General features: G+C 67.1%; 19 protein-coding genes and 1 tRNA gene. 12 read left to right on the top strand and 8 right to left on the bottom strand.

Translation table 11 applies throughout. The features are described 5' to 3' along the window. Positions 1–47: 47 nt before the first annotated feature. Entirely contained in the window at positions 48–1,130 is a 1,083-nt protein-coding gene (locus BGO47_RS13650; RefSeq protein WP_292712726.1) for a LacI family DNA-binding transcriptional regulator, read from the bottom strand. 79 nt (positions 1,131–1,209) lie between these two features. Between BGO47_RS13650 and BGO47_RS13645 the strand changes: the two genes are divergently transcribed. From BGO47_RS13645 to BGO47_RS13630, 4 genes are read left to right on the top strand one after another with little or no spacing between them, the layout of a single operon-like run. After that, a complete protein-coding gene (locus BGO47_RS13645; RefSeq protein WP_292712725.1) occupies positions 1,210–2,484 on the top strand; it encodes an MFS transporter in 1,275 nt (424 codons plus the stop codon). A 19-nt stretch (positions 2,485–2,503) separates the two neighbouring features. Continuing rightward, positions 2,504–3,199, top strand: a complete 696-nt coding sequence (gene nucS, locus BGO47_RS13640; protein ID WP_292712724.1) for an endonuclease NucS — start codon at positions 2,504–2,506, stop codon at positions 3,197–3,199. A gap of 49 nt (positions 3,200–3,248) precedes the next feature. Then, positions 3,249–3,920 carry an HAD hydrolase-like protein gene (locus BGO47_RS13635; protein ID WP_292712723.1) on the top strand — a complete coding sequence of 224 codons (672 nt, stop codon included), beginning with the start codon at positions 3,249–3,251 and terminating at the stop codon, positions 3,918–3,920. An 18-nt stretch (positions 3,921–3,938) separates the two neighbouring features. Beyond that, a complete protein-coding gene (locus BGO47_RS13630; RefSeq protein ID WP_292712721.1) occupies positions 3,939–6,023 on the top strand; it encodes a DUF2156 domain-containing protein in 2,085 nt (694 codons plus the stop codon). A gap of 167 nt (positions 6,024–6,190) precedes the next feature. On the opposite strand, the gene BGO47_RS13625 is transcribed toward BGO47_RS13630, so the two are convergent. After that, positions 6,191–6,763, bottom strand: coding sequence for a hypothetical protein (locus tag BGO47_RS13625; protein WP_292712719.1), 573 nt, complete (start codon positions 6,761–6,763; stop codon positions 6,191–6,193). A 56-nt stretch (positions 6,764–6,819) separates the two neighbouring features. Next, positions 6,820–6,903: transfer RNA gene (locus BGO47_RS13620), tRNA-Leu, on the bottom strand. 151 nt (positions 6,904–7,054) lie between these two features. Here BGO47_RS13620 and BGO47_RS13615 point away from each other — a divergent pair. From BGO47_RS13615 to pknB, 7 genes are all read left to right on the top strand, one after another. Further along, complete coding sequence (locus BGO47_RS13615) at positions 7,055–7,792, top strand: DUF3662 and FHA domain-containing protein (protein ID WP_292712717.1); 738 nt, start codon at positions 7,055–7,057, stop codon at positions 7,790–7,792. Further along, positions 7,789–8,307 carry an FHA domain-containing protein gene (locus BGO47_RS13610; RefSeq protein WP_292712715.1) on the top strand — a complete coding sequence of 173 codons (519 nt, stop codon included), beginning with the start codon at positions 7,789–7,791 and terminating at the stop codon, positions 8,305–8,307. Before BGO47_RS13615 ends, BGO47_RS13610 begins: the two co-directional genes overlap by 4 nt. A 13-nt stretch (positions 8,308–8,320) precedes the next feature. Then, complete coding sequence (locus BGO47_RS13605) at positions 8,321–9,562, top strand: PP2C family serine/threonine-protein phosphatase (RefSeq protein ID WP_292712712.1); 1,242 nt, start codon at positions 8,321–8,323, stop codon at positions 9,560–9,562. 10 nt (positions 9,563–9,572) lie between these two features. Further along, entirely contained in the window at positions 9,573–10,961 is a 1,389-nt protein-coding gene (locus BGO47_RS13600) for an FtsW/RodA/SpoVE family cell cycle protein (RefSeq protein ID WP_292713180.1), read from the top strand. Positions 10,962–10,977: 16 nt separating this feature from the next. Beyond that, positions 10,978–12,432 carry a penicillin-binding transpeptidase domain-containing protein gene (locus BGO47_RS13595; protein WP_292712711.1) on the top strand — a complete coding sequence of 485 codons (1,455 nt, stop codon included), beginning with the start codon at positions 10,978–10,980 and terminating at the stop codon, positions 12,430–12,432. Beyond that, a complete protein-coding gene (locus BGO47_RS13590; RefSeq protein ID WP_292712709.1) occupies positions 12,429–14,132 on the top strand; it encodes a serine/threonine-protein kinase in 1,704 nt (567 codons plus the stop codon). The genes BGO47_RS13595 and BGO47_RS13590 overlap by 4 nt, the downstream gene beginning before the upstream one ends. 64 nt (positions 14,133–14,196) lie before the next feature. Beyond that, a complete protein-coding gene (gene pknB, locus BGO47_RS13585; protein WP_292712707.1) occupies positions 14,197–15,897 on the top strand; it encodes a Stk1 family PASTA domain-containing Ser/Thr kinase in 1,701 nt (566 codons plus the stop codon). 121 nt (positions 15,898–16,018) lie between these two features. On the opposite strand, the gene BGO47_RS13580 is transcribed toward pknB, so the two are convergent. Genes BGO47_RS13580 through BGO47_RS13570 form a run of 3 tightly spaced genes read right to left on the bottom strand, consistent with a single transcriptional unit; the run spans position 16,019 to position 17,630 of the window. Next, positions 16,019–16,681, bottom strand: coding sequence for a gamma-glutamyl-gamma-aminobutyrate hydrolase family protein (locus BGO47_RS13580; RefSeq protein WP_292712706.1), 663 nt, complete (start codon positions 16,679–16,681; stop codon positions 16,019–16,021). After that, positions 16,678–16,833, bottom strand: coding sequence for a hypothetical protein (locus BGO47_RS13575; protein ID WP_292712704.1), 156 nt, complete (start codon positions 16,831–16,833; stop codon positions 16,678–16,680). The genes BGO47_RS13580 and BGO47_RS13575 overlap by 4 nt, the downstream gene beginning before the upstream one ends. Then, a complete protein-coding gene (locus BGO47_RS13570) occupies positions 16,833–17,630 on the bottom strand; it encodes a class E sortase (protein ID WP_292712702.1) in 798 nt (265 codons plus the stop codon). Before BGO47_RS13570 ends, BGO47_RS13575 begins: the two co-directional genes overlap by 1 nt. 114 nt (positions 17,631–17,744) lie before the next feature. On the opposite strand from BGO47_RS13570, the gene BGO47_RS13565 reads away from it, so the two are divergent. Beyond that, positions 17,745–17,984 (top strand): cell division protein CrgA, encoded by a 240-nt coding sequence (locus BGO47_RS13565; protein WP_292712700.1) that lies wholly within the window; start codon positions 17,745–17,747, stop codon positions 17,982–17,984. Between the two features lie 72 nt (positions 17,985–18,056). Here the strand turns inward: BGO47_RS13565 and BGO47_RS13560 are convergent, their stop codons facing one another. After that, on the bottom strand, positions 18,057–18,923 hold the full coding sequence (locus BGO47_RS13560; RefSeq protein ID WP_292712698.1) for a rhomboid family intramembrane serine protease: 867 nt from the start codon (positions 18,921–18,923) through the stop codon (positions 18,057–18,059). Between the two features lie 18 nt (positions 18,924–18,941). Beyond that, complete coding sequence (locus BGO47_RS13555) at positions 18,942–19,514, bottom strand: peptidylprolyl isomerase (protein WP_292712696.1); 573 nt, start codon at positions 19,512–19,514, stop codon at positions 18,942–18,944. Positions 19,515–19,553: the final 39 nt, after the last annotated feature.

The following is a 19,553-nucleotide window of genomic DNA, read 5'->3' as shown; positions in this document are numbered from 1 at the left end:
TTTCATCCTATCCGGGCATTGAGGGGGCGCGGCCGGGGGACGTGGGATCACCCCCGGGGAACGGGTCCTGCAGTGGTGCCGATGCGGAAGGAGCACGTGAATGTGACGGATGCCGCATCCTCCCCCGCCAGCATCGACACGACCGCCGCTCCGGCCGCGCGACCCTTCTCGACGGCCGGCTGCACCAGGGTCGTCAGCTCGTAGGCATCCAGTCCGTCGACCTCGACTCCATCGAAGCCGGTGACGCTGAGATCCTCAGGAACGCGCAGGCCGCACTCTTCTGCCGCACGGATGACGCCGGCTGCCAGCAGGTCGGTCTGGGCGATCACTGCTGTTGGGTGGTCGGGTCCGGCGAGAATCTCGCGGCCGGCAATCAGACCCTCATCGATCGAACTGGTCACCGCCGCGTACGTCGGGGCATCGGGGTAGACAGCCTGGGCGCCGGCCAGTCGCGCTGCAGTCACATCGACCTCGACGGCATCCCTGGGGCCGAACCAGCCACGAGCTCGTGACGGGCGGATCGGGAGGGTGAGGAGCGTCACCCTTTCGTGGCCGAGGTCCCGCAAGTAGCTCGCTGCCCGCTGCTGCGCCGCACTGTTGTCGAGTTCGATCCGCGGGATCTCGGGGCCCGCGTCCCCTTCGATGATGACGACCGGCACGCGGCGAGCACGCAACACGTCGAGCGAGGGCTGGCGGGTTTGGCCGAAGCCGACGAGGACCGCGGCATCGATCGGCGCGGCGGTCACCGCCGATGGCACCTCTATCGCACCGCTGTCGGTGCCGGCTGCCGGCGCCGCAGAGGACGTCTCATCCGGTAGGAGCAGGAGTCCGGCGCGAAGCGGCGACACACCCTCGGCGATGCCGTCCATCATGGCGATCGTCACCGGGTCGTGAAATGCGGAACGCAGCGAGCCCCCGAACACGACGCCGACGATGCCGGACCGACCCCGTCGCAGCGACGCGGCGCGCGGATCGGGACCCGTGTACCCGAGCGCCTCGGCAGCCGCCAGCACCCGACGTCGCGTCTCGGCCGAGGCAGGCGCGTTGCCGCTGAAGACGACGGAGGCCGTGGATGCGGAAACTCCGGCTTCGCGCGCGACGTCAGTGATCGTTGCCCTGCGCTCGCTCATGGTGCCTCGATGCTACTGGCTTGCACACGCCGTTCACCGGGAGATGGTGCGCCTCGAAACGATTCGATACACTCGTCCGGTGGATACCGCTCTCTCTCGCGCTCAGATCGTCCGATGGCGCACGGCTGTCTTCACCATCTTCTTCCTCAGCGGTCTGAGCGTGGCGACGTGGGCCGCACGGGTGCCGGCGATCAAGGCGACGCTCGGAGTCGACAACATTCAGATCGGCTTCATGCTGCTGGGCGCGGGCCTCGCATCGATCATCGGCCTCTCTCTGGCATCCGTCGTTCTCGCTCGGTTCGGTGCTCGCCGAAGCATGCTCGGCGCCATCCTCACTTTCTCGGTCGGTGTCGCACTCGTGGGAATCGGCGTCGACGTCGCGAACTCGTATGTCGTCGTCGTCGTGGGGCTCGCATTGTTCGGTCTGGGCAACGGGTCCGTCGACGTCATGATGAACGTCGAGGGAGCCGCGATCGAGAAGACGATCGGCAAGACGATCCTTCCCCTCTTCCACGCGTTCTTCAGCTTCGGAACCGTCGCCGGCGCGGGGCTTGGAGCCCTCGCTATCGCGATGAACCTCAACGTCCTGACGCACACCGCGGTGATCGCCGGCTTGCTCGTGCTGACAGGTCTCTGGGCAAGCGCCAACGTGCCGGCCCGAGAGATCGCGATGGACCCGGATGCCGACCCCGCACCGGACCAGAAGCCACGTATGCGCGAACGCCTGAGCGTCGCCCTGTCGGCATGGAAGGAACCGCGGACCTACACGCTCGGGATCATCATGCTCGGGATGGCGTTCGCCGAGGGCGGCGCCAACGACTGGCTCGCGCTCGGCGTCGTGGACGGCCACGGCGCAAGCGAAGCACTGGGGGCGATCGGACTTGCCGTGTTCTCGGTCAGCATGACCGTCGTCCGGGTCTTCGGCGGGCCACTCGTCGACCGCTTCGGCCGCGTTGCCACGTTGCGCGTTCTCTCGGTGCTCGCGGCATCCGGGTTGCTGCTGTTCATCCTCGCGCCGAATGTCCCGCTCATCTTCGTCGGGGCCGCGCTCTGGGGCGCGGGCACCTCACTGGGCTTCCCGCTGGGGATGTCGGCCGCCGCCGACGACCCTGCGAAGGCTGCGGCCCGCGTGAGCGCGGCAGCCACGATCGGTTACGTCGCGTTCCTGTGCGGCCCGCCGATCCTCGGGTTCATCAGCTTCCACATCGGCGTGCTCAACACGCTGTACATCCTGGTCGCCCTCGCGATCGCCTCGGGACTCGCGTCGGGTGCTGCCCGGCCGCTCCCGGTGCCGGCCGCGGTTCCCGCGGACGGCGAGCGGCCTGCGCAGCCTGCCGATACCCGCACGGACTGAGGCCCGTTAGGCTCGACGGGTGCGTCTTGTCATCGCCCGCTGCACCGTCGATTACACCGGCCGACTGAACGCGCATCTCGCGCTCGCGACCAGGCTCCTGGTGCACAAGGGCGACGGGTCGCTGCTCGTGCACTCGGACGGCGGCTCTTACAAGCCCCTCAACTGGATGAGCCCGCCCTGCTCGCTGGTCGTGGAAGAGCCGGATGCCGAAGCTGCCGACGTCGGCGTCATCGAGCAATGGCGCGTCACGCATGCCAAGACCGGCGACGCCCTCCTCGTGCGGATCTACGAGGTCGTACACGACTCCACACATGAACTCGGCATCGACCCAGGCCTGGTGAAAGACGGCGTCGAAGCAGACCTCCAGCGACTCCTTGCCGAGCAGGTCGACGTCATCGGCGACGGCCTGAGCCTCGTGCGTCGCGAGTATCCCACTGCCATCGGCCCGGTGGACCTCCTGCTGCGCAACCCCGACGGCGGGACGATCGCCGTCGAGGTGAAGCGCCGGGGCGACATCGACGGTGTTGAGCAGCTCACGCGCTACCTCGAGCTGCTCGGGCGCGATCCGCACCTGGCACCGGTGACGGGAGTCTTCGCTGCCCAGGAGATCAAGCCGCAGGCTCGCGTGCTGGCCACCGACCGCGGCATCCGGTGCGTCACCCTCGACTACGAAGGAATGAAGGGCATCGAGTCCGGCGCGCCCCGCCTGTTCTAGTCGGCCCTCCGGCGACTGCCACCCCGCTGGGTTCCCCTAGCGTGGAGTCATGCGATCTCCCTGGACCTGTGTGCTGTGGGATGTCGACGGTACCGTCGTCGACGCCTCCGACGGCATCCTTCGTCGACTGACCACGACCCTCGAGCACTTCGGCTACCCCGCACCGACCCGGGCCGAGCTCGTCCACTGGATCGGTCCGCCGATGTTCGAGTCCTTCCAGGTGAACCTCGGCATGACGCCGGAGCAGTCGACGGATGCCGTGGCGTACTACCGCGCCCTCAGCAAGGCCGACGGCTACACGACCGGTGCACGGCTGTTCGACGGGATCGGAGAACTCATCGCCGATCTCGACAGCGCCGGCATCCCGCAGGCCACCGCCAGCTCGAAGCCGGAGAACCAGGTCATCGCCCTCATGGAGCACTTCGCCCTATCGCCGCACCTGCGTGCGATCACCGGCGCCACCCCGGACGAGCGGACGCTGAGCGCGAAGGCCGACATCGTCGCTGAAGCACTGCGGAGACTGCGGGCGGTGGGTGTGGACACGTCGCGACCCGTGCTCATCGGAGACCGTCACCACGATGTCGACGGAGGCGCCGCTAACGATGTCCCCGTGATCTTCGTGCGGTGGGGTTTCAGTTGGCCGCACGAATCCGAGGGCGCGCAGGCGACGGTCGATGACGTCGCGTCGCTGCGCGGATTGCTCCTGGCACCGACAGAATAGGTGCGCAGGAGGGCAACGATGACCGACACCGCAGCGACCGAGACCCGCGCGCGCCGGGCGTCCGGGTTCGGGATCCGAACCGCGGTGTCGCGCATGCCGGCCACGATCGTGTTCGTGCTCACGCTGCTCGCTGTGGGCATCATCTCGCAGGGGCTGTGGCGATCGTTCAAGCACAACCCGCTCTTCGCGGAGGTCGCATACGGACTGCCGGCGTTCCTCGAGGGCCGATGGTGGACGCCGATCACGGGAACGTTCTTCGTCGTGCATCCGTGGGTCTACGCCATCACTCTCGCGAGCTTCATCGGCATGGGCTACCTCGAGTGGCGCCGCGGGACGCGAGTTGCCCTCGCGTACTACGCGGTGGGGCAGCTGTTCGCGATCTTCGCCAGCGCACTGGCCCTCTGGCTCCTCGCCTTCACTGCCTGGCCCTGGGCGCAGCGCGAGGCACTCGCCCTGGACGTCGGCCCCTCCGGCGGCACCATGGCCTGCCTGGCGGCCGCGGCTACGCTCCTCCCCTCCCCGTGGCGCTCACGTGCGTGGCTGGTGCTGCTCGGCGGTAGCGCGGTGGCGCTGCTCTATTGGGGCTCGCTGGCGGATGTCGTGCACGCGTTCGCGATTCTGCTCGTTCTGGTCGTGGCCCGGCCGCTACGCCTTCGCCGCGTGAGCGTTCAAGAGCAGCGATTCGTCGCTTTGGTCGCTGTCCTCGCGCTGGCAGCGATCGAAACGCTGACCTCGATCGTTCCGACCGATGGGCCCTTCGGCCGGACCGAGCTCGGCGGCGGATCCTGGATCGACACGGCGATCGACGTCATCATCCTGCTTCTGGTGGCCAGGGGCCTCTTTCGCGGTCGACGCTGGGCATGGGTCATCGCCGTCATCCTCGCAAGCATCAACGTTGTGCTCGGCATCCTGGTCGTCGCCCTGTACGTCAGCTTCCCTGCCGCCGACCTCACGTGGGACGGCGACCCGTCGGTCACCGTCGCGACGGCGGTGCTGTGGGGCATCCTGCTCGTCTACCTGGCCTGGGTCCGCGGAGCATTCCGCGGGCGACGGCGAGCCAAGTTGGGCCTCAGCCCCATCCCCACGGTCGGTGAGGTCCGCGAGATGCTGCACGCTTTCGGCGGCGGCACCCTCTCGTGGATGACGACCTGGGAGGGGCTGTCGTACGCCCGCACGAGGTCGGGAATCGTCGCCTACCAGAGGCGCTCGGGAGTCGCCCTCGTGCTCGCCGACCCTCTGGGGCCGCCGGAGAGCCGCGCAGAATCGGTGCACGAGTTCGTCTCGACGGCAGAGAGCGCGGGACTCATCCCCTGCTTCTTCTCGGCGGATGAAGCTACCCGCGCGCTCGTGCCGGAGGGCTGGCGCAGCCTCATCGTCGCTGACGACACGATCGTCGACCTCGCAGGGCTCGAGTTCACGGGCAAGCGGTGGGCTGCGGTTCGCACCTCACTGAACCGCGCGAGCCGCGAAGCGATGACGTTCCGGATGACGCGCCTGGCCGACGAGCCGTGGGGCATCCAGCAGCAGTTGCGTGCCATCTCGGACATGTGGGTCGGCGACAAGGGGCTGCCCGAGATGGGCTTCACCCTGGGCACGCTGCACGAGGCCGCCGACCCCGAAGTGCGGCTCGCCCTGGCGATCTCACCGCACGGCGACGTCGACGGGTTCCTCTCGTGGCTGCCCGTCTACGGCAAGGGTCGGATCGAAGGGTGGACCCTCGACCTCATGCGCCGCCGCGAGGGCGGGTTCGGGCCGGTGATGGAGTTTCTCATCGGCTCGTCGGCACGGTTCTTCGCCGACGAGGGGGCGGGAATGCTTTCCCTCTCAGGAGCTCCCCTCACGCACGACTATCCGCCGGACGCGGGGATGATCGCCGACATCACCGAGCGGCTCGCCGACATGCTGGAGCCGGTGTACGGCTTCCGATCGCTGCACCGGTTCAAGGAGAAGTTCCATCCCCGCTACGAGTCGCTGTACCTGCTGTATCGAGACGAGGCCGACCTGGCTCGGATCGGAATGGCGTTGACCCGAGCCTTCCTCCCCGACGCGTCGCTGCGTCAGCTCGCAGGATCGAGTCGAGAACTCCTCCGCAGCGGGCGCTGAACACCAGCCCATCGAACACGGTGCCATCGAACGCCCGGGCCGAGCAGCGCTCCAGACCCGGGCGTCGACGGATCCCCCCGGATAGATCGCGCCAAAGCGCGACAAGCCACACTCTATCGACACCGCAACGGCGCGGGTACTAGGGCTGGATGAGTTCTCCGGCCCACTCAGGACGTCGCGAGGAAGACGGCGTCACCGCCGGTGTTGAGCACCGTCCACACGCCGCCGTCGATCTCTTCGACCGGCACGCTCACAGCGACGTTTGCCGACAGGTCCTCGGCCGGCGGATACACCGTTCCGATCGACCAGAGCTGGTTCGGCACGTCGGCTGCGGCGTTCTCGAACAGCTCGTAGCTACGCCCGCTCGCCCCGATGTAGCGGACGACCAATGACGCCCACGGGTCAATCCCGAGGGTGTCGGCATCCGCGGGGTCCTGCCCTGCCTCCGCCAGCTGATCACGGATCGCATCCCAGTCGATGAGGATGCGCATCGGTAGCACGACATACCCGTCGCCGACCTCGGTCGCCGCCGTCGCACCCACCGACCATGCCGACCCGTCGGAGAGTCGAATGGTCTCACCGACCGCGAGCGGGTTGGCGCGGGTTCCCGGCGCCGCCTCGGCGCTCTCACTGACCGAGAGCGTCGGGCTCGGATCGGGCGTCGACTCTGCGGTACACCCTGTCAGCGCGATGCCCACGATCGTGAGTGCGGCCAGGGCCGCGGCAGGCTGGAATCTCATGACGCCTCGAGTCGGGTAGGACGAAAAGAAGGCCCCTCTCGGGACCTTCTCTCCTGTGCGCGAGGGGGGAGTTGAACCCCCACGCCCTTTCGGGCACTGGCACCTGAAGCCAGCGCGTCTGCCTATTCCGCCACTCGCGCGAACCGCGGCGGACCGCGGATCAACTTCCCGAGGATATCACGACAGATCAGCGCGTCGGGCCCCGTATCAGCGCTCCGGCGAAGTCGTCCATGGCCTGTTCAGAGTCTCCAACTAGCATGGTCCCACCGCTCTGCCTGCCTGAGGAGATCCGTGGGACTACTTGACAGCTTCGAGAAGGGGCTCGAACGTGCCGTGAACGGCGCGTTCGCGAAGACCTTCCGTAGCGGGATCCAACCCGTCGAGATCGCATCCGCCCTGCGCAGCGAGCTCGACAAGAAGGCTGCCGTGGTGGCCCGGGACCGGATCCTCGCCCCGAACACCTTCACCGTCCGGCTGGCACCCGCTGACGACGAACGGATGCAGGCGATCGGTCAACCGCTCGTCGACGAACTGGGCGAGCTCGTCACGAAGCACGCTCGGTCGCAGGGATACACCTTCGCCGGCCCGGTTTCGGTGACCATTCGCCGAGACAATGCCCTCTCGACCGGAACGCTGCAGGTCGACTCATCGACCGCGCAGGGGTCGGTTTCGTGGCGCGGTGTTCTGGACATCGCGGGCCAGCGGCATCCGCTCGTCAAGGCCCGCACCGTGATCGGCCGCGGTAGCGACGCAGACATCACTCTTGCGGATGCCGGCACGAGCCGCAGGCACGTCGAGGTTCTCTGGGACGGCGAGCGCGCGATGGTGCGCGACCTCGGGTCGACCAATGGCACGCTGCTGAACGGTCGCAAGATCAGCGAGTCTCCCCTGCCGCCGGACTCCACCATCACGATCGGCCGCACCGACATGGTGTTCCGCATCGTCGCGCAGGCCTCCGCGCCGGCCCGACAGCCGGCATCCGATGCCACGCGGGCTTTCGACGTGTTCGACGGGGGCGGACGCGCATGAGTGAGCTGACACTTCTGCTGCTGCAGATCGGGTTCCTGCTGCTGCTGTGGTTCTTCGTGTTCGCCGTCGTCTATGCCCTGCGCGCCGACGTGTTCGGCGTGCGAGTTCGACGGATGCCGGAAGCTGCAGCTCCGGTCGGACCTGTTCGGCGCGAAACGGCACCGGTCGCACCCTCGGCACCGCCGGCACCCTCCGGAGATGCCGGGGGACCCGCGACGAAAGACACGGTCTCGCGCATCGTGATCACGAGTGGCCCCAAGGCCGGTCTCGAGCTCCCCCTGGGAACCGAGCCCCTCACGATCGGGCGCTCGAGCGAGTCGGGCCTGGTCATCCGCGACGACTACACCTCGAGCCACCACGCCCGCCTCCTGCTCTGGGGAGAGCAGTGGATGCTGCAGGACCTGGATTCGACCAACGGCACCTGGCATGACGGGGCACGCGTGAGCGCGCCGGTCGAGGTGAAGATCGGCGCCCCGATCAAGGTCGGCGCCACGACCTTCGAACTGCGGAAGTGACGGCCGACCCGTCATGGTCTTCGAAGGATCCAGCGCGGCGCTGTCGCACACCGGCAAGGTGCGATCGAACAACCAGGATTCCGGGTACGCCGGATCCAACCTGTTCATCGTCGCCGACGGGATGGGCGGCCACGCCGGCGGTGACGTGGCCTCGAGCATCGCGATCGCGCAACTCGCGGACCTCGACCGCCCCTTCGAGTCGCCCGCGGCAGCCGAACGGGCGCTCGGTGAGGCGATCACCGACACCGCGGCTGCCCTGATCGACACCGTCGCCGCACGCCCGGAACTTGCCGGCATGGGAACGACGGTCAGCGCCCTCGCGATGGTCGACGACTACGCCGTCATCGCCCACATCGGCGACTCCCGCGTCTATCTGTACCGCGACGGAGCACTAACGCAGATCACCACCGACCACACGTTCGTCCAGCGTCTTGTGGATTCGGGTCGCATCACCCCCGAGGAAGCGCGCTACCACCCGCGCCGCTCGGTACTGATGCGCGTGCTCGGCGACATGTCGCCGAACCCCGAGATCGACACCTTCGTCATGCCGACTCAGCCCGGCGACCGTTGGCTCCTGTGCTCCGACGGACTGTGCGGCGTCGTCCCCGACACACAGACGGCCAAGGCGCTCGGGGCAGACCTTGCTCCGGCCCGCACCGCTGACGCACTGCTGAAGATGGCCCTGGATGCCGGAGCCCCCGACAACGTCACGATCGTGCTCGTGGATGTCGGGGGGCAGCATCCGCTGTTCTCGGGAACCCCGACGGTCGTCGGTTCGGCGTCCAACCCCGCCGGCATCGACATTCCTGCCGCCCGCAGCTCCCGCACGAGCTGGCTGCACCCCGCAAGGCAGGCAGCCAACGAGCCCACGCACTTCGAGCCGGCGCCGGAATTCCTCGAGGAGCTCATCGAAGAGGACCGACGTCGATCGCGCCGACGCCAGCTCGCCTGGATCGCGGGCTTCGTGATCGTGCTCGCCATGATCGGCGTCGCGCTCTTCGGCGCCTACCAGTGGACGCAGACGCGCTTCTTCGTCGGCGCCGACGAAGACACCGTCGTGATCTACCGCGGCATCCAACAGAACATCGGTCCGATCTCGCTCTCGACCCCGTACGAAGACACCGGCATCCTGCTCGCCGATCTGCAGTCCTTCGACCGCGCAACCGTGGAGCGTACGATCTCGGCACGTTCCCTCGCCGACGCGCAGGCCATCGTCGACAGGCTCGAATCCCGGGCGGAGGTGCCCAGTGGCTGATCCCGCCATCATGCGCGAACCGGCGTCGGAGATCTCGGCCGATACAGCTGTCGTCCGCGCGCTCAAGAGGTTGCGGACCCCGCAGAAGCAGCGCAACCGCGAACTCGGCCTGCTGCTGTTCGCGCTCGTGCTCTCCCTCGGTGCGCTCGTACTCGTGCAGCTCGGCGTCATGGGCGAGATCGCGCCCGGCTACCTCATCGCCTTCGGTGGACTGTTCACCACGGTGATCGCCGTCCACATCGCGCTGCGCGTCTGGGCGCGCGACGCCGACCCGTTCGTCGTGCCGATCGCGACCCTCCTCACAGGCCTGGGTATCGCGATGATTTACCGCATCGACCTCGCGATCGGTGCGGAGGGCTGGGATGCTGCGTCGGTTCGCCAGCTCGCTTGGGCGGGCATCGCGATCCTCGGATGCCTCGCCGTTGTGATCGCGCTGCGCAACTACCGCGTGCTGTTCCGGTACACCTACATCTTCGGGTTCGTGGGAATCGCGCTGCTCCTGCTTCCGATCGTGCCGGGCCTTGGCACCGACGCGAATGCCGATGTGTGGGTGTCGCTCGGGATCTTCTCGTTCCAGCCGGGTGAGCTCGCGAAGATCTCGCTCGCGATCTTCTTCGCCGGCTACCTCGTGCGCACCCGCGAGAGCCTGAGCTCGGTCGGTACCCGGTTCCTCGGCATGACATGGCCGCGAGCACGCGAACTCGGACCCCTCCTCGTACTCTGGCTGATCTCGCTCGGCATCATCGTGCTCCAGCGTGACCTCGGCACCGGACTGCTGCTGTTCGGCATGTTCGTCGCGATGCTCTACGTCGCCACGGGCAAGACCTCGTGGGTCGTCATCGGTCTCGCCCTGGCAGGCGCCGGTGCATTCTTCGCCTCGCGCGTCCTGTCGTACGTGGGTGGACGCTTCGACAACTGGCTCGATCCTTTCAACCCGGACCGCATCGAAGCCACGGGCGGAAGCTTCCAACTCGTCCAGGGCATCTACGGCCTCGCCCACGGGGGACTCATCGGCACCGGGCTCGGGCAGGGTCGCCCCTACATCACCCCGCTCTCGCAGAGCGACTACATTCTGCCGAGCCTCGGCGAAGAGCTCGGCCTCGCCGGTGTGTTTGCGATCCTGCTGCTGTACATGGTGTTCGTCGCACGCGGCATCCGGATCGGCGTCGCGGGCCAGGATGATTTCGGCAAGCTGCTCGCGACGGGCCTTGCCTTCACGATCGCCCTTCAGGTGTTCATCATGGTCGGCGGTGTCACCCGCGTCATCCCGGTGACGGGCCTGACGACACCGTTCCTTGCGGCGGGTGGATCCTCGCTCGTTGCCAACTGGATCATCGTGGCGCTGCTGCTTCGCATCTCGGATGCCGTCCGCAGCCGCCCGCGCGCGGTGATCGGATGATGGGGGTGATGGCTCGATGACCAAGGAGTTGCGGCGGCTCAGCGTCCTGGTGCTGATGATGTTCCTCGCCCTGTTCGCCTCGACGACGTGGATCCAGGGCATCCAGTCGGCGGATCTCGCCGACTACCCGCGAAATACCCGCGCGTTGTACGACTCCTACGAAGTGCAACGCGGCTCGATCATCGCGAGTGGCTCGGCGATCGCGTCCTCAGTCCCCTCGAGCGACGTCTTCAGCTGGCAACGCGTCTACGTCGACCCCGACATGTGGGCGCCGGTGACCGGCGTCATCCCCGTCGTCGGGCAGGCCACCGGCATCGAGCAGGCGATGAACGACGAACTCAGCGGCACAGCGAGTTCGCAGTTCCTCTCCCGCATCGAACAGATCCTCACCGGTCAGCCGCCGCGCGGTTCGAACGTCGTGCTGTCGCTGGATGCCGACGTTCAGCGGGCCGCGTATGAGGCGCTCGGCGACCTGCAGGGAGCAGTCATCGCCATCGAGCCCGATACCGGTCGCGTTCTCGCGATGGTCACGAGCCCCAGCTACGACACCAACCTGCTCGTGTCACACGACACCGCTCAGGTGGAAACTGACTACGCCGCGCTGCTCGCCGATCCGGCGAACCCGCTGTACAACCGCGCGATCGCGGGGGATCTCAACCCGCCGGGGTCGACGTTCAAGGTGGTCGTCGTCGCCGCGGCTCTGGCGTCAGGGCAGTACACGCCCGAGTCGCAGATCCCGAACCCCGCCATCTGGCAACTGCCCCAGTCGTCGAACACGATCCGCAACTCCAGCGGTGGCACGTGCGGTCCCGGGGACACCGTATCCATCGCCGACGCGCTGCGGCTCAGCTGCAACATCCCGATGGCTCAACTTGCCGTGCAGCTGGGGGACGAGGCGATCCGTCAGCAGGCCGAGAAATTCGGCTTCAACCTGTCATTCAGCATCCCTCTGGACTCGACTGCCTCGAGCTATCCCCGCGGGCTCGATGCCCCGCAAACCGCCCTCACCGGGTTCGGCCAGGGACAGGTGACTGCGACTCCGTTGCAGATGGCGATGGTCTCTGCCGGAATCGCTAACGGCGGGATCGTGATGAACCCCCGAATGGTCGATCAGGTCATCGGGCCCGACCTGTCGGTGCAACAGACGTTCGAGAGCACCGTCTTCGGTGAGGCACTGAGCCCGGAACTGAATGAGGAGATGGTCGCCATGATGGTCGCGAATGTCGAAAACGGCGCCGCCTCGAATGCAAGAATAGAGGGCGTCGACGTGGCCGGTAAGACGGGTACGGCGGAGAACGGACCCGACAAGCCGTACACCCTCTGGTTCACCGGGTTCGCGCCCGCCGCCGATCCCGAGGTGGCGGTGGCCGTGGTCGTGGAGAACGGTGGCGGAATGGGTCAGTCGGGATACGGGGACCTCATCGCGTCCCCGATCGCGAAGAAGGTCATGGAGGCGGTGCTGAACAAATGAGACCGACGCAGGGTGTGACCTTCGGCGGCCGTTACGAGCTGGATTCGCGGATCGCGATCGGCGGCATGGGCGAGGTCTGGGAGGCAACAGACCACGTCATCGGACGGACGGTCGCGATCAAGATCCTCAAAGACGAGTACATGGGAGACCCCGGGTTTCTGGAGCGCTTCCGCGCCGAGGCCCGGCATGCAGCCCTCGTCAACCACGAGGGCATCGCCAGCGTCTTCGACTACGGCGAAGAGAACGGCAGCGCGTTCCTGGTGATGGAGCTCGTTCCCGGTGAGGCCCTGTCAACGATCCTTGAACGGGACGGCTCACTGTCGACCGATAAGACGCTCGACATCATCGCCCAGACCTCGGCAGCCCTGCAGGCGGCACATGCCGCCGGGCTCGTCCATCGCGACATCAAGCCGGGGAACCTGCTGATCACCCCGGATGGCCGCGTCAAGATCACCGACTTCGGCATCGCGCGCATCGCCGACCAGGTGCCCCTGACTGCCACCGGCCAGGTCATGGGTACCGTGCAGTACCTGTCGCCCGAGCAGGCATCCGGTCATCCGGCATCCCCCGCTACCGACATCTACTCGCTCGGCATCGTCGCGTACGAATGCCTGGCAGGCAAGCGCCCGTTCACCGGCGAGTCGCAGGTCGCGATCGCGATGGCCCAGATCAACGAGCAGCCGCCGCCGCTGCCGCCGACCGTCGCCGTGCCGGTGCAGAACCTCGTCATGGCGATGATCGCCAAGAAGCCCGAGGACCGCCCCGCCACCGCTGCTGCCGTCGCTCGAGCCGCAACAGCCCTGCGCCGCGGCGACGTCGCCGCGGCAGCTGCAGCGATTCCCGCGATCGCCACGGGCGCCATCGCGGCCGACGACGCAACTGCCCTGCTGACGTCCGCCGCGACATCCGCAGAGACGCGGCTGATGCCGGCTCCGGAGACCCCGGCCGAAGAGCCCGCGCCGCGTAAGCGCAGCCCGTGGACCTGGCCGCTCGTTGCACTCATCGTGCTGCTGGTTCTTGTTCTCGGCGGCACGATCTGGGCTCTCGTTGCCAACCAGCAGCCAGCGCCCGAACCGACCAGTTCGTCGTCGGCGCCGTCGCCCAGCGCATCGACTCCGACGCCCTCGCCCAGCGAGACGCGCATCAACATCGACGCACTGAACCTGGTGGGCATGCAGTGCGAGCAGGCAGTGCAGACGGCGAAGAGTGCAGGTGTGCTCGAAGTCGTCACAGACACGGGCACGCCGGCTCCGGATGACTCGCAGGTCGGTGTCGTCTGGCAGGTCAACCCGACCGGCAACATCGAGCCGACGAAGGCGCTCACGATCTCGTGCTACGGCCAGGTCACACCGATCGGCGGACCGAGCAATCCGCCCGCTATCCAGGGCGGTTCGCCCGCCGTCGCCGGCTCGACCGTCACCCTGACGTGGGACAGCTTCACCTGCCCGTCGGGCACGGGAACCCTCAGTGGCTACACGGTCACGCTGCAGAATGCGGTCTTCACCGTCGACGGCACCTCGCAGCGAACGTTCACCCCGAACGACCGTGAGGAGGCGATCCTCATCGCCAACGCCGCGGGTCAGACCCTGACGGCGTCCTACACGGCACTGTGCAGCGGGTCGGAGCAGCGGACATCGGATGCCTCGCCGAAGATGCAGGTTCAGATCCAGCCCGCCTCTACCCCGTCCCCCACGCCCTGACCGGGGGGTTCACAGGAAGCGCTCGACTAGGCTCAGAAGACTGGCTCAGTCAGGGAGGGGTAGTGTGACCGACGATTCTCGCGTGCTGTCGGGCCGCTACCGGATCGACGAGTCGATCGGCCGAGGCGGCATGGCTTCGGTGTATCGCGGATACGATCTGACGCTCGGCCGCGACGTGGCCATCAAGATCCTCAATCCCGAATTGGCCCGCGACGCCGGTTTCCGCACGCGCTTCCGCCTGGAGGCTCAGGCTGCGTCGCGGATGTCGCACCCGACCATCGTGCGCGTGTTCGACGCCGGCGAAGAGACCGAATCCCTTCCCGACGGGACGACCCAGCCCGTTCCGTACATCGTCATGGAGTTGGTGACGGGGCGCCTGCTGAAGGATGTCATCGAAGAGGGCCCTGTCGACGCCGAACGTGCCGTCGCCTATGCCGACGGCATCCTCGAGGCTCTCGAGTATTCGCACCGCGCGGGCGTCGTGCACCGCGACATCAAGCCCGGCAACGTCATGGTCACTGCCGACGATCACATCAAGGTGATGGACTTCGGAATCGCTCGCGCGGTGTCGGATTCGTCGTCAACCGTTGCCGAGACCACCGCGATCCTCGGCACCGCTGCCTACTTCTCGCCCGAGCAGGCGAAGGGGGAACCGGTCGATGCTCGTGCGGACCTGTACTCCACGGGTGTCGTGCTCTATGAGCTGTTGACCGGTCGTGCGCCATTTCGGGGTGAGTCCCCGGTCGCCGTCGCCTACCAGCACGTCAGCGAGACACCGCTCACACCGTCGGAGATCAATGAAGAGATCCCGCGTGCATTGGATGCCGTCGTGCTTCGCGCTCTCGCGAAGGATCCCTACCAGCGGTACCAAGACGCTGCATCCTTTCGGGCCGCACTGACTCATGCCCTGACCGGCAAGGCGCCCTCGCGTCGGCAGTTGGGAACGCTGACCAGCGAGCTCTACGGCCCTAACCCGCGGCAAGCCGCGGAGACCGCTCGGTCGCTCCGACAGCTTTCGACCGATACGACGATGCGACGCACACAGTCGGGTCCCCCGGTGGCGTGGGTGTGGGCGGGCGTCGCGATCCTCGCCGTGTTGCTGATCTCGGTACTGTTCTGGGTACTCACCATTCCGCGCGGCGGCGAGAATGTCCCGAGCAACTCGCGGATCGTCCCCGACGTGACTGGCATGACCTACGAACGCGCCGCGGAGGAGCTGACCGCCAACGATCTGGTTCCGGTGCGCGTCGAAGAATCAAGCGTCACGGTGGCCGAAGGAAACGTCATTCGCACCGATCCCGGCACGGATGTCTCCGTCGAGGTGAACCAGCAGATCAAGGTCTACGTTTCGACGGGGCAGGAGCTCGTGGCAGTGCCGGCGCTCACGGGCCTGACCCAGGAGACTGCCGCGCAGGCCCTCGAGCAGGTCGGTCTGAAGGTGGGCACGGTGACCTCGCGCAACGATCCCGCCCTCGACGCCGGAATCGTGATCGCTGCAGACCCAGCAGGCGGCGACGAGGTCGCAGTCGGCAGCAGCGTCGATCTCGTCGTTGCGACGGGACGTGTCTTGATCAACGACGTCACCGGGTACACCGTCGAGGCAGCAACGCGGGAGCTCGAAGCCCCCGACACCCAGTTGACGGTAGAAACGCAGGAAGACACGTCGTGCCCCGCGGCCACCCCGCCTGTCGTCATCGCGCAGTCTCTCGCGCCCGGTGAGGTGCCGGTGCGCTCGACGATCACCTTGACCTACTGCGCGGGCTGATCCGCCACTCCTCCCGCACGCTGACCTCGGCTCACCAGGCTGCCGAGACTGCATCCTGCCCGCGAGAGAGCTCGTAGAGCGCGCGGCCTCGCGGGCAAGGTGCAGTCTCGCGACGGGTTACTCAGACGCCGGCGGCGACGTGTGGACGGAGCCTGCCCGATCGTTCGACGGCGTCCGGGTAGCCGACCCTTTCCAACCAGTTCGCCAGCAGCCGGTAGCCGCCTTCGGTGAGCACGCTCTCGGGGTGGAATTGCACACCCCACAGCGGCGCGGCGCGGTGGGCGATACCCATCACGATCCCGTTGTCGGTGCGGGCGGTGATGACAAGGCTCTCGGGAATCGTGTCGGGATCGACCGAGAGTGAGTGATACCGGTTGGCGATGAACGGCGACGGGATGCCGGAGAACAGCATCGACGCGTCGTGGGTCACCGGCGAGGTGACACCGTGGAACAGCTCGGGAGCGACGGTCACCCGAGCACCCAACGCCTCGGCGATCACTTGGTGTCCGAGGCACACCCCGAGCACGGGAACACCCTGCTCGAGGGCCTCCCGAACGAGATGCTGGGATGCCGCGGTGTCGGCGGGACGCCCGGGTCCGGGGGAGATGAGGATGCCAGCGTGATCACGGACGAGCCGCGCAACGGCATCCGCGCTGATCTGGTCAGCCTCCACCATCACGGTCGCGGCCCCCAACTCGTGCAGATAGCCCACGAGCGTATGGACGAAACTGTCGTGGTTGTCGACCACGAGTACGGGGCCGGCGCTCGACGAACCGGCGCTCACCCGACCGTCGCGTCCTGCGGAGTGGTCAGCTCACTGATCCAGGGGAAGACATAGAAGACCAGGCCGTACAGAATGGCGGCAGCAATCACGGCGAGAATCGCGACCTTGGCCCACCATGGACCAGGCAGCACGTGCCAGAGAGCGGCATACATCAGGCGACTCCTTCCGTAAGGGATGCCGGCGGGCCGGCCTCGCGCGGCGTGAACGACTCGAACACGCCGTACGCGACGATCCGCTCCGTCATGCTCCACCGCGGACTGCAGCTGGTCATCGTGATGTAGGCGTCGCCGGCCGCGACATCCATCTGCGGAACGGCATCAAGCACCGACGTCTCGGTCGGCTTCACGTACTCAAGAGTGCGGAACCTGTAGGTGTACCACCCGGCTTCAGTCTCGACGACGATCGCGTCACCGATCCGCAGCGTCTCGATGTCGGAGAACGGCTTTCCGTAGGTCGTCCGGTGGCCGGCGACCGCAAAGTTCCCTGTCTCGCCCGGCATCTGCGTTCCGGGGTAATGGCCGATACCGATCGGATCGAGCGTCCGTGCTCGCGTCACACCGCCCGCGATCGTGACACTGTAATCGGGCCCCCAGCGGGGCACGCGCATGATGGCGAAGGCTTGCGCATCGTCGGGCTGACCAAGAATGGGGATGGTCACGTCGGTCTCGGTCGTCGCTGTCGGATCCGGCGAGGCCGACGCATCCGGCGTAGGAGATGCAGTCTCCGTTGCCTGCGCCCACTGCTGCGACAACTCGCTGCCGGCGGCGTTCTTCTGGGCACCCTGGATCACATCCCCGAGCCACAGCTGCCACCCGACGTACAGGAACGCCAGCACACCCAGAGTGATGAGCAACTCCCCGATCACACCGAGGACACTCACCCGCCGGCGGCGCTTCGCTGGGCGACGCGACCGGCGGGTCGGGTGCGGCGTCTGCTCCGCATCACCCACGGGCATCCCCTTCGTCTGGAGTCCTCGACGAGGCCCAGGTCCCCGGGCGTCGTGCATCTCGGGCGATTCTATTCGTCTCCTGCTGGAGGAGCCCTGGCAGTTAGACTTGTGCGCATGGCACGCCAGAGCAACGACGACGACCCGATCGTCGAGAGCAGCAGCGCGGACTCCGCACCGAACCCGGTTTGGTTCAAGCCGGTGATGATCGGACTCATGTTGCTCGGACTGGTGTGGGTTCTCGTCTTCTACATCAGCGGCATGCAGTTCCCGATTCCCGGGATCGACGCGTGGAACCTCGTGATCGGTTTCGGCATCGCCTTCGTCGGGTTCCTGATGACCACGCGCTGGCGCTAGCCGTGCGGATTCGTCCTCACCGAATTACACGGCTGTGATTCATCCCCAGGTGTGGATGAATCTGTGGATGAATCACACGTAGAACACGGCAGGGATGGCGAGCAGGGCCAGCAACCCCAAGCCGATCGCGATGAGAAGTCCGATCTGCAGCGGCTGTCGGGCCTTCGTGCGGGTGCGGGCAAAGACCAGCCCGATGAGTGCCCCGACGACCAGGCCGCCAACGTGCGCCTGCCATGCGATGTTGTAGCCCGGAACGAACCCGATCACGAGGTTGATGCCGAGCACGATCAGGATGCCGGTGATGTTCGCTCCGATGTGACGGCCGATCACCAGCAGCGCACCGAGGAGCCCGAAGACCGCGCCCGAGGCTCCGACAACCCAGATCCCAGGCGCGATCAACGCGACGCCCACCGATCCGCCGAGTCCGGAGAGCAGGTAGAGCGCGACAAATCGGCCATGCCCGAGCAGCGGCTCCAGCGACCGCCCGATCATCCAGAGCGCGAGCATGTTCAACCCGACGTGGAAGAAGCTCGAGTGCAAGAAGACCGCGGTGAGCAACCGCCAGGGCTCGAAAGCGATGGATGGGATCACGTAGGCGCTGTTGAAGGCGAACATGCCCTCGAGCGCAGGGATGAACAGCTGCAGAACAAAGACCGCCGCGGTGATCGCGATGATGGCGTATGTCGCGGTGGGGCGCTGCGTCCCGACCGCCGTCACCGGCGCGCGCGACCAGCGGCGCTCGGCCTTCTTCTGCGCGCTCGACTGCGTCGCTCGTTGCTCTCGCATGCACTCCGGGCAGATGACCCCGACCGCGGCCTGCGTCTGACACTCCGGACAGATGGTGCGCATGCAGCGCTGACACAGCACGAAGCTCTGCCGGTCAGGATGCCGGTAGCAGAAGTTGTCCCGGTTGCTGCGGAACGCGTCGGAAGTCGTCACGGCAGACGCCGCCCCCCGTCAGACCGAAGCGATGTCGATCGACGAAATGACGACAGGCTCGATGGGGCGATCGCCCGGGCCGGTGGCAACGGCGCTGATCGCGTCGACGACACGGCGCGAGTCCTCATCCGCGACCTCACCGAAGATCGTGTGCTTGCCATGCAACCACTCGGGACCACGACCGCCCTGACCGGGAACCGTGATGAAGAATTGGGAGCCGTTCGTCCCCTCAGGCTGACCGGTGATCGCGTTGCGGCGCAGGCCCGCGTTGGCCATGGCCAGCTTGTAGGGCTCGGTGAAGGTGAGCTCCGGGCTGATCTCGTCGTTGAAGCTGTAACCGGGACCGCCCGTACCGACGCCCAGCGGGTCGCCGCCCTGGATCATGAAGCCTTCGATGATGCGGTGGAAGATGACATCCGTGTAGAGCGCGCCCTCACCCGGCTTCCCGGTGGCCGGGTGAGTCCACTCGCGGCTTCCGTCGGAGAGACCGACGAAGTTCTGGACGGTGCGCGGGGCCTGGTCCCCGAAGAGGTTGACGACGATGTCGCCGTGGTTGGTGTGGATCGTGGCGACCGCGGTGTGCTGAGGCATGCGGCCATTCTTTCAGAGTTCGCCGGGAACACTTCCCGT

Source organism: Microbacterium sp. 67-17, from assembly GCF_001898325.1.
GTDB lineage: Bacteria > Actinomycetota > Actinomycetes > Actinomycetales > Microbacteriaceae > Microbacterium > Microbacterium schleiferi.
This window is presented reverse-complemented; position numbering and strand designations above follow the sequence as displayed.

Bases quoted from the DNA above. Each gene is read 5' to 3' on its own strand.
- BGO47_RS13635 (WP_292712723.1), top strand. From the start codon at position 3,249: ATGCGATCTCCCTGGACCTGTGTGCTGTGGGATGTCGACGGTACCGTC.
- BGO47_RS13610 (WP_292712715.1), top strand. From the start codon at position 7,789: ATGAGTGAGCTGACACTTCTGCTGCTGCAGATCGGGTTCCTGCTGCTG.
- BGO47_RS13565 (WP_292712700.1), top strand. From the start codon at position 17,745: ATGGCACGCCAGAGCAACGACGACGACCCGATCGTCGAGAGCAGCAGC.
- BGO47_RS13590 (WP_292712709.1), top strand. From the start codon at position 12,429: ATGAGACCGACGCAGGGTGTGACCTTCGGCGGCCGTTACGAGCTGGAT.
- BGO47_RS13600 (WP_292713180.1), top strand. From the start codon at position 9,573: ATGCGCGAACCGGCGTCGGAGATCTCGGCCGATACAGCTGTCGTCCGC.
- BGO47_RS13630 (WP_292712721.1), top strand. From the start codon at position 3,939: ATGACCGACACCGCAGCGACCGAGACCCGCGCGCGCCGGGCGTCCGGG.
- BGO47_RS13625 (WP_292712719.1), bottom strand. From the start codon at position 6,763: ATGAGATTCCAGCCTGCCGCGGCCCTGGCCGCACTCACGATCGTGGGC.
- BGO47_RS13650 (WP_292712726.1), bottom strand. From the start codon at position 1,130: ATGAGCGAGCGCAGGGCAACGATCACTGACGTCGCGCGCGAAGCCGGA.
- BGO47_RS13555 (WP_292712696.1), bottom strand. From the start codon at position 19,514: ATGCCTCAGCACACCGCGGTCGCCACGATCCACACCAACCACGGCGAC.
- BGO47_RS13595 (WP_292712711.1), top strand. From the start codon at position 10,978: ATGACCAAGGAGTTGCGGCGGCTCAGCGTCCTGGTGCTGATGATGTTC.
- BGO47_RS13575 (WP_292712704.1), bottom strand. From the start codon at position 16,833: ATGTATGCCGCTCTCTGGCACGTGCTGCCTGGTCCATGGTGGGCCAAG.
- BGO47_RS13605 (WP_292712712.1), top strand. From the start codon at position 8,321: ATGGTCTTCGAAGGATCCAGCGCGGCGCTGTCGCACACCGGCAAGGTG.